10 protein-coding genes are annotated in these 12,223 nt (G+C 45.3%); 2 read left to right on the top strand and 8 right to left on the bottom strand.

The features are described 5' to 3' along the window. Positions 1-269 precede the first annotated feature (269 nt). From KIT90_RS11425 to KIT90_RS11400, 6 genes are all read right to left on the bottom strand, one after another. Positions 270-1,070 (bottom strand): tyrosine-type recombinase/integrase, encoded by an 801-nt coding sequence (locus KIT90_RS11425; RefSeq protein WP_009706584.1) that lies wholly within the window; start codon positions 1,068-1,070, stop codon positions 270-272. A gap of 535 nt (positions 1,071-1,605) precedes the next feature. Then, positions 1,606-2,799 (bottom strand): mannose-6-phosphate isomerase, class I, encoded by a 1,194-nt coding sequence (manA, locus tag KIT90_RS11420; protein ID WP_285376745.1) that lies wholly within the window; start codon positions 2,797-2,799, stop codon positions 1,606-1,608. A 153-nt stretch (positions 2,800-2,952) separates the two neighbouring features. After that, the gene (locus KIT90_RS11415) at positions 2,953-3,552 is read right to left on the bottom strand and encodes a fructose PTS transporter subunit IIA (protein WP_285376744.1); all 600 of its coding nucleotides are present in this window, start codon (positions 3,550-3,552) and stop codon (positions 2,953-2,955) included. Between the two features lie 10 nt (positions 3,553-3,562). After that, positions 3,563-5,260, bottom strand: coding sequence for a sugar phosphorylase (locus KIT90_RS11410; protein ID WP_285376743.1), 1,698 nt, complete (start codon positions 5,258-5,260; stop codon positions 3,563-3,565). Between the two features lie 9 nt (positions 5,261-5,269). Next, on the bottom strand, positions 5,270-7,897 hold the full coding sequence (locus tag KIT90_RS11405) for a glycoside hydrolase family 38 C-terminal domain-containing protein (RefSeq protein WP_285376742.1): 2,628 nt from the start codon (positions 7,895-7,897) through the stop codon (positions 5,270-5,272). Between the two features lie 68 nt (positions 7,898-7,965). Next, entirely contained in the window at positions 7,966-9,372 is a 1,407-nt protein-coding gene (locus KIT90_RS11400) for a PTS fructose transporter subunit IIC (RefSeq protein ID WP_285376741.1), read from the bottom strand. A gap of 172 nt (positions 9,373-9,544) precedes the next feature. Between KIT90_RS11400 and KIT90_RS11395 the strand changes: the two genes are divergently transcribed. Then, positions 9,545-10,192, top strand: coding sequence for a MurR/RpiR family transcriptional regulator (locus tag KIT90_RS11395; protein WP_285376740.1), 648 nt, complete (start codon positions 9,545-9,547; stop codon positions 10,190-10,192). Between the two features lie 68 nt (positions 10,193-10,260). Here KIT90_RS11395 and KIT90_RS11390 read toward each other — a convergent pair whose 3' ends face one another. Together KIT90_RS11390 and KIT90_RS11385 are read right to left on the bottom strand one after the other, a co-directional pair. Further along, a complete protein-coding gene (locus KIT90_RS11390; RefSeq protein WP_258492396.1) occupies positions 10,261-11,004 on the bottom strand; it encodes an oligogalacturonate-specific porin KdgM family protein in 744 nt (247 codons plus the stop codon). A gap of 224 nt (positions 11,005-11,228) precedes the next feature. Next, entirely contained in the window at positions 11,229-11,660 is a 432-nt protein-coding gene (locus tag KIT90_RS11385) for a Spy/CpxP family protein refolding chaperone (protein ID WP_009706585.1), read from the bottom strand. Between the two features lie 206 nt (positions 11,661-11,866). On the opposite strand from KIT90_RS11385, the gene KIT90_RS11380 reads away from it, so the two are divergent. Beyond that, positions 11,867-12,193, top strand: a complete 327-nt coding sequence (locus tag KIT90_RS11380; RefSeq protein ID WP_005434274.1) for a 2Fe-2S iron-sulfur cluster-binding protein — start codon at positions 11,867-11,869, stop codon at positions 12,191-12,193. Positions 12,194-12,223: the final 30 nt, after the last annotated feature.

Here is a 12,223-nt window from a genome sequence, read left to right as displayed (position 1 = left end):
TGAGCGAGGTTATATTCCTGAAAAATAAAGGGAAACGCTTAAAATCGGCATTTTGATTCAATGGTAAAGAACAATTGCCCAATTTCAGAAAAAGGTGTGTAGCACGTAGTACCATTCCTACAGAAGTGAGGGCAAAAGCGTGCAATCGACCTACTAACAGACGTCAAAAGTTGCCTCTCATTGCGAGAGTTTGGGGCTTGAGATACTGGGATGCCTGAGGTCGCGCTGGCTTCCTCAACCTATAAACGAAAAGGTCGTTGTGTTATTCGCTACGCGAAGAAATAGTCAAACAGCCGCAATTGCGCCCGCTTAGTATCTTCATCTGAAATACCGATATACCTTAGCGTTGTCGAAACAGACTGATGGCCGATAATCGTCGCTACTAGGCCAATGTCCATATCGCTTGAGTGATAAAGGTGACGTGCAAATATTTTCCTCAGGCTGTGACAGCCGATTTTGTACTGACGCAACTCATCAATACATCGAGATAAGCACGAGAAGACACTCCAGCAAGCCTGACGCGAGATAACGCCTCGCTGTCTTTTAGCTCGATTACTGGCTAGGGTAGAGCGCGAAAAAATCAGACCGTTATCTTTGTCTTGCCACATTCTTCGGCGCTTCTTCAATGCAGTTAAAGTTCGCGGACTAAGATAAGCGATACGCTTTTTCACCGGAGCGTTTTTCGTTGCTTCTTCCAAGCGTGCTTGGACGCTTTTCTTCCAACTACGAGGCACTAACCCCGCTACGTTTCGGTAATCACACACGTACACTGAGAGCAACTTGGTATGATCTCGTTTGTAGTAGTTGAGCAGTTCATTTTTGATGCTTTTTAATACTTTATGTCGCGCTCTTGCTTGTCGAGCCAGTGTTCCTTTACTCTCAATCACCACCACTTCACCCGATTCAAAATTAATGTTGTCGTAGCCCAGTTTGGTGATGTCGGTAATTCGTAATCCCGTTTCAATGCCTATTCGCCAAATTAACCAATAGACTTCATCGTGGTGTCGCTTCAGGTATTTTTCTGCTTTCTTTAAAATACGCTTGTCGCTAATTGCCTGCACGGTACTCATGAACATACCTTCCATTACGTTATAATTATTAATATTAAATATAGCTCAAGCGGTAATAAGCATTTGAGCTAATATTACTTACTGTTATTAAGCTCAATTGCCACGGTTATATTTGTTTCTATACCATTAATTTAATTGATGTATTAATTGAATAACTCCAATCAAGTGATTTATCAGTCGCTTTCACTATATCAATTTGATTCAAGCCCCTCACAGTGATGATTTGATAAGTAAATTCATGTATTGATTCGATAATTTATCTAGATTCATAACTATATTGATTTTTTACTCAGAAAGATGGCGGTTTATTTGGTGATATGAACGGTGTGAAATTGTTTTGTAGCGTATTTTTTGTGATCTACTTCTCATGACAGTTTTATTGAATCGACATCACACACGCTCTCGAAGTGTCTCTGAGTAAGTAATCACCAGCGGAAAGCCAAACCTTTACACGCAAACCAATGCAAACCAAACAAAAAAGGCTCCCGATTGGGAGCCTTGAACATTCTACAGGGAGTAAAAAGTGGTTTCGATTCTAGTTAAAAGCCTTTGCAATCCGGCCATTTCCTGAAATTTGATATTGCTTGGCTCCGGAACAAACAAACACTGACTCGCCTTTTTGTAAAGTAACCATTTCATAAGGACAACTGATTTGTAACGTTCCTTCTAAGCAGAATAGAATCTCCGGCCCACGGACAAACTCCGCCAAAGTTTCTCCATTAATAGTTATCAGTTCAAAGTTGAAGTCTTCAACGGGAATTGGAAACCCTACCTTATGCTCTTTCACGATAGGAGAAAGACGAATCTGTTCTAAATCGGTGGCTTCAAAACGAGTATTGTCCATCAACTCAGGTAAATCCATGTGCTTTGGTGTGAGGCCCGCGCGAAGCACATTATCCGAGTTAGCCATCAGCTCTAAACCAACACCTTGAACGTAAGCATGCGGCGTTTCGGCTTGAAGAAACATCGCTTCCCCTGGCTCTAACTCAACAATATTCAACATGAGAGGGGAGAACAGACCAACATCATCACTAAACTCTGTAGCAAACTCGCGAATTAGCTCAAACGCTTCACGTGCTTTCAGTGTTCGGCAAGGTTCGCTTAAGGCTTGGTTTAATTGCTTTAACGCTAATGATTTATCCTCCCCCTCTAAACTCATAACCCGGGCAAAGAAGCACTTTAATCCCTGTTCATTTGCAGATGCTTTAAGCTGCTCCAACGCTTGCTTAAGAACCGTAATTCTCGCCTGCTCAAACAAAGAGATGATGTCTTCAACCGAACGAAATCCGTTCATCGCCTTGTAGAAGGTAAGTGCGTAAACCAACTCTGGTTTGTGGTTGCCATCTTTGTAGTTGCGAGCCGAGTCATTAAGTGCCAAGCCAGCGCGATTTTCTTTCTCAAAGCCCATTTTTGCTTTGGACAACTTTGGATGTACTTGGACCGAGAGCGGCTTAGCGGCAGCCAATACTTTAAATAAGAATGGCAACTGACCGAAGCGCAGGTCCGTGTAGTTCCCAAGCGCATGAGTCGGAGATTGTTCAATAAGTTGTGCCAACGTTAATTCAGAGCCGACCAATCGCGAGCAGCCATTGGGATGAGCCCCCATCCAAAGCTCAGCTTGCGGTTGAGATGTTGGATTCTCAATACCGAATAGCTCAGTGAGCGCGGATTGGCTTCCCCAAGCGTAATTTTGGATAACATTCTCTAGTTTAAATAGATTTTTCTTCATATCAGCGAAATTTGGGATGTACGAAACCCCACTCGAAATGAGCGTGATTTAAAAAACGAGGAGTACATGACGAGGAAAAGGTGCAAATCTACATTGCGACTTTTCCCTCTATGATTTGGCTGGCTTCATAAGCTCCACCAGCCAACGATTCGATTAGAGCAGTAAGAACAAAAAGGCCGAGATGATCACACCAATACCTAGCACTACTGGGTAAGCAATACTGCTGATGTCTTTTGCGACATTATCTTGTTGCGCCGATTCAACTTCTGATTGTTCAACTTGAGGCTCGCTATCAGCATCATCTTCTCCAAATAGCGCCATGATCTCTTGAGTAGTGCGCGCAGCGAGTAACTGGTCACGGAAATCATCATCAACCAGCGATGAAGTCAACGTAGTGAGCACCTCCATGTGTGTCGAACCCGCCTCTGCTGGCGGAATCGCTAACAAGAAAATCATGTTGACTGGTTCATCGCCATCTAGGCCTTTCCACATCAGCTCATCTTTGACAAATGCACATGCGAAGACAGGCTCTTTCACTGCCTCTGACTTGCCATGAGGCACGGCTAAGTATTCACCGAGGGCCGTCGGTCCCTCCTCTTCGCGCTTTAATACCGCTTCAAGAAATTGTGCTTTATTAGTAAGTTTGCCGGTTTGTTCAAGCTTGTCCGTCAGTGCATTGATGGCGCTGAAGCGATCTTCAAACACAGCATCAAGCATGATCAGCTCAGGAGTTGTAAGTTGGGCAAGTTTCATGATGTGTTCCTTATTTTTGCTGTGTCAGCCAAACAAACTGGTACGGCGCCAACTCAAATTCTGTTGACATCAACTGTTCACTAATCAGGTCAAAGCCAGAATCCGCTAACACAACAGCTTGAGCTTGTGATGTCAGATTAACCGCAAAACGGATGGCTTCTTCACCATCGCCACGTTGCAATGCAAAGATACCATCACCCAAATTCAAGACTTGTTGAGAAGCCTGTGGTGAGAATGCGGCGTATTGCTGACGAAGGTTCAATAAGTGCGTCATTGATTTGAATACTTTTGAGCGCAGTGAGTCTTCATCTGCCAACTCACTTTCTAGCTCAGATAAATCCAATTTTTCACGGTTGATGCGTCGGTTAATCCCTGAATCGAGCATACCTTGCACATCATTTTCGCTACCCAACAAGCTGTGGTAATAAATCGCGGGTACACCGATGAATGAGAGCAAGATAGATTGAGCTGCGATGAATTTCTTCGCTTTGTCGTCAATGCTGTCAGTCGGCTCGGTAATTGCACTGAGGTAGTTAATATTCAGCTCATAAGGTGATTGAGTTCCATCACCGTTATTTTTGTAGTTCACTCGACCGCCTTTGCGCTCGACTTGCGCGCACATCATTTGGCGGTCTTCATCGGTCAGTATGCCTTCCGTTGGACGAACCCCAATCCCATCATGGCTAGCAAGGAAGTTAAAGTACGTAGTTTTATCACCTTGAGCGAGTCGCGCCATCGCTTCATTTGTCAGCGAAGTCGCCCATTGCGTCAATGTCTCGCTATTTTCACTCATCAAAGCGTGCAGCGTTAATGGCGGCAGTGGGAATTGATAAACCATGTGCGCTTCATCGCCGCCCCCAAAGTAGGATACATTCTCTTTGTGCGGCACATTGGTCTCAGTGATCAACAATGTTCCTGGCATCACTTCATCCAAAATGATTCGCCATAGCTTGATGATTTCATGCGCTTCTTCTAGGTGAATACATGTGGTTCCGAGCTTTTTCCAGATAAAACCAATCGCATCAAGACGAATCGAGCGTCCACCGTTCGCCGCATACATCAACAAGATATCGATGCTTTCTAAAAGCACTTTCGGGCTGTGGAAGTTAATGTCGATTTGATCATCCGAGAAAGTCGTCCATACATGTACAGTCTTACCCGATGCCTTGCTAAACGGAGTGTGGAGCGGTAACGCACGGGGGCGCGTTACACTTGAATAATCAAGGCTCGGATCAGACTCTACAAAGTAGTCTTGGTATTTCGCATCACCCGCTAGGTAACCTTGGAACCAGTCACTACTCTTAGAGATATGGTTGATGACACAGTCGTACATCAGGTCAAAGTTCTCAGATAGTGCATTCAATTGATCCCAATCACCGAGATTAGGATCCACCTGACGGTAGTCAACCACACTAAAACCATCATCCGAGGTGTAAGGGAACATTGGCAAAATATGAATGTTGCTCAATGCCCCTTTCAAGTGGCGATCAGCGAATGTCTTCATCGTCGCCAGCGTGGGTTCTGCTTGAGTAGAAAAACTGTCGCCGTAGGTGATCAAGTAAGAGGTACGTTGATCCACCCAATTTTGATATTGCGGTGCTTTGTCTTGCCACTTTTTCATTAAAGCAAGAATATCATCGGTAATTTTTGTCGCGCTGGCCTCGCCATACAGCTTGGCAACTTTGTTGTAAATCGAATTAGCAATCATGATTCTCTCCTACTTCTCTTTGCTACCAAGCGTTAAACGCACATCTAAGCTATTATTCGGGCGCACAATGTAAGCGCCATCGAGTGGCTGCTCGCGATAGTTCACCAATTCAACATCTGCAAAATGTTTCAGCGAATCAAGGTCAAGCTCGATTGGGCTCTCAGTTGGGTTGAACACGCGCAGAATGATCGCATTATCACGGTAGAAGGCGTGTCCTAAACTGGACAGTTCCAGCGCTTGCGGCAATGAGAACAGACTGAATGAAGGTGAATGCTGTCTCGGTTCAAAGCGAACTTGGAAGCGTTCGAGACGATTTTCAAAACTGTTCAGCGATTGTTTTTGGTACCCAAAAGGTTGGTCCAAATAACGGCGTTCTAACTGACGAATGGTCTTGTGCTGGGCGTTATCACACAGAGCCAGAGCAAAGCTAAAGCTCATCGCTTTTTGCAGTTGAGCATCAGGCGTATATACCACTGTGTTGTTGATGCCAGATGCACGCCCCGGACGCCATAACAAGTCATCCTTACCAAGTCGTCCGGTCGACTTAAACAAAGTCAGAGCGATCTTATCGCTTTCTGAGCCTTTCAATACCTGAAACTCTTTAAGGCCACGTCCCGTTATAATCAAAGCTCGCTCCGACTCAGCAATCGCGACAGAACCATCTGTGGTTTCAATATCGATAGGACACTCGCGGTACTTTTCACGCCATTGCGCTAGGTCGGGAGCAACAGGACGCTCCATCAGTGCGAAAGGTTGAGTGCTAATCGAAGTATCAGTCTGAAGATCTGAGTTAATCAGAACGCGTACACGGTGATCGCAAGTGTTGTTCAATGTGTTGATATCACACAGAAGCTGGGACTCACCATTAACCAGACTCATCGTTATGTCGAATACCGCTTGTCTATTCTGCTCACCACTTTGTCGTGCCGTCAGATCGTGCGGCACTACTAACGTTGCTCGAACAGATAAGCTTTGTTGCGTTTCACCAACCGTACATGACAACCACTCAAGCGAAGTGCTGTAGTTTGGTGTATCACCTTCCAGTGGTGAGAAATCGTAGGAGTCGCCATCGTCGGCTTGCTCTTCAAACGTCAATAATTGCTCGATAACGCGGCCATTAATTTTGTCTTCTAAGCGCAATTGGCCTTGCTCTAAAGAAACTCGCAATGCTTGGTTTTCGATCACCGTTTGCTCGCTGTTCACTTGCTCTGCATTGGCTTGCTCACAAGCTTGAACTTCAAAAACGCGATACCCCATTGCAGGTAATTCAGAAACAAACACATTCAGCTCGAATCGGTAGTATGGTGGTACGTCGACTTCCTTCTCGCCGTCTTTCGTTACCTCAATGATCTTACCGCCACTCAATGTTTCTTTCTTGAGCACTTCAATCGGTAGAGGCTGACCAGAATCCAGAACCGAAATGTTCTCGCTCGCACTAAATACAACCGCTTTGACCATCCCGTTGTAAGGTGTCATTTTACCGTTGAATAACATCAACTCATCATCATGACATGCACTGGCAATCTCTTTGATAACGAGGTTGTAAAGGCCGTGACAAATCTCTTCCGCTTGCTTGAGACGATGCATGATATCGGCGTTGGTGGCATCGCTATTACATCCACCCATGCTGTCATGGGCATGGCACTCAAGGATTTTTTTCCAAGCGATATCGACTAACTCAGTGTGTACGGTAATACCTTGAGCCTTCGCGATGGCAATCACCACCTCAAGTTTCTTCAACAAGAACTGTTCAATTTCAAAGTTGAGTTTCTTGATGTCATAACGGACTGAACCAATGGTTTTATGGATGCGCGTGTAGCGTGGCAACTTGAACTCACCTTGGTACGTTTCAAACGCTTGGTCATTATCACGTAGCACATCAACAAACGCTTCCATCGATGAAATCACGTAAACATCTTTACCCGAGCGCTCAGTCGCGGCTTGTAAGGTTTTTGGTAACTCAGGGTCGATATTCACTTGGTCACCACCCGATGGAATCAACACTTCATCCAAACCTGAAAGTGATTTGATCTTTTCTACCATCGGGAAGATTTTCTTATCCAGATGATCAGGCGTCGCATTGATGTTCTTCGCTGCGCCATAACCATGAACTAGGTTGTAAGCATAGATCTCGTCGCCCCCAGTCGAACGCCAGAAGAAGTGCGATTTTTCGACCTGCTGGTCATAGTCAATACCGCGCCAGAAGATAATGTTATCGATACCCATGCCTTTAAAAATGGTAGGCATTTGCGCGTTATGACCGAAGGTATCTGGTAAGTAACCCACCTTCATACTGTGGCCGAGTTCCTCAGCGATATGCATACCGTATTTCAAGTTACGGATGATCGATTCTGCGGCGACGTTGTAGGTATCGGTTTGTGTGTACCATGGTCCAATAAACAGTTTCTTCCCTGAAACCAATTTAGCCATGCGTTCCTGCATGTAAGGTAGGACTTTAAGATAATCTTCCACAATAGAGGACTGGCCGTCTAAGTGGTAACAGGTATAAGCCTCGGTGTTTTCAAGCGTTTCAATTACTTTGGTAAAATTGTAAGTCGCGAGTACATCACTATCCTGTTGGGTGAAATACCACTCACGATCCCAGTGAGTGTGAGGAATTACGTGTACTTTAGCCATTGGCGTTGTCTCTAAATCTTGGTCTGAATTTTATTGGAGGAAGATGCGTCTTCCTCCGTTGAAAATGGTTAAGCTTGAGTAGGCTGAGGTTTAGTGCAAAGCAGCAGAGCCACAGCAATAAACAGAGAGCCAGCAATAACAGAAATGGTGTAGCTCACAGGGTCAGACGATAGGAACCATCCCCATACTGCCGGTAATGGCAAGCTTTGGAATACGTTCAGCACTACGGCTAACTGCGTACCGATGATGGAACCTAAGATCATGATTGGAATCATCTTCGGGTTCTTTAGGATGAATGGAATCGCTCCTTCTGAAATACCAATTAAGCCCAGCATCAAAGACGTTTTACCGACGGTTTGCTCTTCTGGAGAGAACACTCGCGGACGGAATTTGCCATCAAGTAAGGCTGCAAGGCCAACACCGATAGGCGGGATAACGATGCCCAATTCACGGGCAATCAAATCAAAGCCTTCGCCCATGCCATTAAGACCTAACGCAACGGAGCCTGCGGCTTTGTTGATTGGTCCACCCAAGTCAAATGCCGTACCTGCCGCAATGACCATTGAGTAAATACCACGGCCAGCATCACCTGCTTCAGTAAACAGGTTGATCATGGCGATGTTCAAAGCCCCAAAGAGTGGATTGATGATGTATTCCATCGTCAACACCATTACCACCCCCGTAATCGCCGGCACCACAAGCATGGTTTTCAACGTGGTAAGCTCTGATTTCACTTTGATCGTGTCGTTCAAGAAACGTACGAGATAACCAACTAGGAAACCAATCGCGATGGCGCCAAAGAAACCAGAAGGCGCCCACCCCTCTAGGTCGAAAAAGCGTTTGTACACTTCGTCACTCATCACGCCGCCAATAAAGGCAGGAATCAGAGCGGGTTTACCAGCGATAGAATAGGCAAGGTATGCAGCAAAGATTGGGTACATGAACTTAATGGTCATGAAGCCCAATTTATCCAAGGTTTGAATCGGAGTGCCGGAGATATCTATGAACTCACCGGTGATCTTGGCAACCGCCATGAGAAGGCCGCCTAAAACCACGACAGGTAGCATGTAGCTGATACCGGTCATGATGTGGCCGATCGCGACTTGATACGCCGAGCGCTTTTCTTCAATTGGAAGCTCACTCAATGCCGCCGACTTTTCTTTGCCACGTTGGAAAACCGTTGGCAACAAAGCATCCACATGTTTGATCAACTCTTGAGTTCGCACTTTTAATGGGTTGGCATTATCAAAGCGCTCCATGTCCATGATGGGTACATCAACGGCTAGCACGACACCATCAGCGGTTGCGATATCGTGAGCAGTCAATCGGTTTTTCACACCATCGCTGCCTTGGGTTTCCACTTTGACTTCATAGCCATGCTTGTCAGCCCAGCTTTTGATTTTTTTAGCTGCCATAAAGGTATGTGCAATGCCTGTAGGGCAGGCGGTGACTGCAACCAGCTTCTTTTTACTCATGGGTCTATACCTTGTTATTTTTTACTGCGGACAGTATATGAACCCCAACTCGGCTCAGATATTGTTTCCTCATACAACTCACGTATCACGATACATCTGTGATCCGACGCAAAGACAACGCGGCCATTTTCAAGCGTAATACCGACAGTTTTCTCAATGATAGTCAAAAGCGATGAACACTTTTCGAGGCATAGAGCGCGTTATCTACGAGTATCTGATTGGGCACGCCAGTCAGCTGCATGAGATCTCGGCAAAGACCATAGCCAACAAGGCACTTACCACTACAACTTCGGTCAATCGGGTTTGTAAAAAAATGGGGTATGCCAGCTACACAGAGTTGCGCTATAAATTGGCAAATGAGTTGAAAGAACAGGCACAAAACCTACAGGGTGAAGAGTGCGAGCAAAGTGTCATTTCACAAGTGGCAAAGACACTGAGCGGCTCCCCTGTTGTGTATCTGTACTCTCGCGGCGCATCGATTGTGAGTGTGAACTATTTGTCGCGCTTTCTTTCTCTGGCGAATATTCCTCACTTGGTGATCACAGATATCCACCAGCTAACGCGGGCTGAGCTCGGAACGCTCTTGTTAATCAGTAAATCTGGGGAGACACAAGCCGTTGTTGAGATGGCGCACAACGCCAAAAGAAAAGGTCTTAAGGTGATGGGAATCAGTCGAAAAGGCTCTACATTGGCGCAATCGAGCCACCTGAATATTCCTTTGGAGGAGCAAGTGGATGGCATCTCTCTCTATAGTCGAGAGTCGCAAATCCATATCCTTAATATCGTTGATAAAATCGGCAAAGAGCTGCTCACTTTTTAATTCGCCTCTGCTCTTATTTCCGATCAAAAAAAGCGGTCAATGACCGCTTTTTTTGATTTCTTTCGTTACTACAGGTTCATCACAAAACCTAAGCGCACTGCGTAATCGTTCTCACGGTTACCTTGTTCATCCACATAGGTTTCATCGACAGAAACCAGCTCCATGTATGGCGTCCAAGTTTCATTCAACTTGTAGTTAACCATGATCGTGTGCTCCCAGTAGTCATCTCGACCCGTACCTTGATCTACGCCATCTTGGTAACGGTATCGAGGGTTGTACATCAGGCCCACATCGCCGAAGTTTTTCGAGATCCAAAGGTCAAACTGGTTAGAAGCACCACGAGTGGTACCAGAACCATCAAGGTAGTTTTTACCATTCGCATCGTTTGACCAGTTGTAGCGGTAACGACCCGTTAGAGACACGCCATTGTCAAATGTCGTACCAAGTTTTAAGTAAGGTCGGTATTCCGTCCAGTTCGGAGCTGTTACCATCACCAAACCCGGCGCCCAATACCAATCTTCACCAAGATCAAACTTGTAAGTTGCTTCAAACTCCTGTGCCGCTGCCTTCAAGCCATTCTTATCTGGGTCATTAGAGTCATTGCCAGCAAAGTAACCATCATTGTGGATTTGCGCGGCTTCGGCACTAAAGTAAAAACCCGTGTCGAAAGTATGCATAAATTTCACGCGGCTATCGCGAATATCAGACGCGGTGTTGTGACCAAAACGTACATCCAGCTTGGTCTCACCGGCAAAAGTAGGTAGGGCTGTCACTGCAACAAGAGTAGAACACAGTAGGGCTTTTATTTTCATTTTAGACCTTTATATTGTCGTTAATAACTGATTCGCCGCCACTATATGCCTGTGAGTTTTACACTGTAAAAAGTATCATCGTACAATCGATGTATGCCGATTCGACTTGAACTTGAATCACACTAAAATTCTACTTTTTCCTTCTATTTCGCCGTAACTTTGCACAAAAAAGGCTCCCAATTGGGAGCCTTGAACATTCTATAGGGAGTAAAAAGTGGTTTCGATTACTGCGCTTGTTGCTGCTTCATCGCTTCTAACTTTTTAAGCTGCTCTTGTTGACGCTTCTCTAGCGTCGACTTTTGCTCTGCGGTTAGAACATTGTAGATATCGTGCTGCGCTTTAAGTTGAGCCAGCTGCGTGTCTAGCTGTTTTGCATGCGCTTGTTGGATAAGTTGCTTGGCTTTTGCTTCATCAAAAGAAGACGCTTTCACTAGCTTCTCGAACTGCTTCGCGCTTTCTTGTACTGCTTTAGGATCCTGCTGACCCGCTAGTTTGCTGCTTAAATTGATTTGAATCTCTTCAATCTTCGCTTGTTGATCAGCCGTAATGCTCTCTAAACCAAATGGTTTTGGCGCTGCAGGTTGAGTTGGTGCTGCTTCTGCAAATACATTTGCGCTGCTTAGTAGTAGAATCGTCGACAATAGGTAGCGTTTCATTGGGGGAACCTTCATTAACTTCAGTTTGGAGTTAGGTGAGACTCAATCGATACCACATGGTTTCCTGTACCTGACAAATATGAGACTTTCCGTCACAAAAATAAGCAAAGACTGATATGACAAAAACGACAAATAATTTCCAATTTCCTTCGTCTTTTTCTTTTGTCCGTCGTCTTAGTCATTGTTTAACCCAAATTTAAGAGCCTATGTTTACCTTTAAACCTGCAATCATCGAGATTGATCACCACCAAATCACCCTTTCACCTGACGACCAAAATCTGGTTGAGGTAGCACGCAAGGTCAAAGTGAATATCGCCGCACCTTGTTTGAAGAACAAACGTAAACACGGTTGCTGTCATGTATGCAAAGTGGAAGTGGACGGTGAGCCTCGTTACGCTTGCAAGGTAAAACCTAAATCGGGGATGAAAGTCGTGGTGCGTCGCCCTGATCTTGATGCGGCAAGAAAAGAAGCCGTTAAAGCGTATAAGCAACAAATAAAGACAGGCGAAACCACACCTTGCCAGTGCGGTTAAAACAGATAACCGAGTTTACCTAACCGCGCA

Origin of the sequence: Vibrio sp. B172a (assembly GCF_030248355.1) — a bacterium.
GTDB lineage: Bacteria > Pseudomonadota > Gammaproteobacteria > Enterobacterales > Vibrionaceae > Vibrio > Vibrio owensii.
This window is presented reverse-complemented; position numbering and strand designations above follow the sequence as displayed.

Bases quoted from the DNA above. Each gene is read 5' to 3' on its own strand.
- manA (WP_285376745.1), bottom strand. From the start codon at position 2,799: ATGAAGAAAAATCTATTTAAACTAGAGAATGTTATCCAAAATTACGCT.
- KIT90_RS11425 (WP_009706584.1), bottom strand. From the start codon at position 1,070: ATGAGTACCGTGCAGGCAATTAGCGACAAGCGTATTTTAAAGAAAGCA.
- KIT90_RS11405 (WP_285376742.1), bottom strand. From the start codon at position 7,897: ATGGCTAAAGTACACGTAATTCCTCACACTCACTGGGATCGTGAGTGG.
- KIT90_RS11390 (WP_258492396.1), bottom strand. From the start codon at position 11,004: ATGAAAATAAAAGCCCTACTGTGTTCTACTCTTGTTGCAGTGACAGCC.
- KIT90_RS11395 (WP_285376740.1), top strand. From the start codon at position 9,545: ATGAACACTTTTCGAGGCATAGAGCGCGTTATCTACGAGTATCTGATT.
- KIT90_RS11415 (WP_285376744.1), bottom strand. From the start codon at position 3,552: ATGAAACTTGCCCAACTTACAACTCCTGAGCTGATCATGCTTGATGCT.
- KIT90_RS11410 (WP_285376743.1), bottom strand. From the start codon at position 5,260: ATGATTGCTAATTCGATTTACAACAAAGTTGCCAAGCTGTATGGCGAG.
- KIT90_RS11400 (WP_285376741.1), bottom strand. From the start codon at position 9,372: ATGAGTAAAAAGAAGCTGGTTGCAGTCACCGCCTGCCCTACAGGCATT.
- KIT90_RS11380 (WP_005434274.1), top strand. From the start codon at position 11,867: ATGTTTACCTTTAAACCTGCAATCATCGAGATTGATCACCACCAAATC.
- KIT90_RS11385 (WP_009706585.1), bottom strand. From the start codon at position 11,660: ATGAAACGCTACCTATTGTCGACGATTCTACTACTAAGCAGCGCAAAT.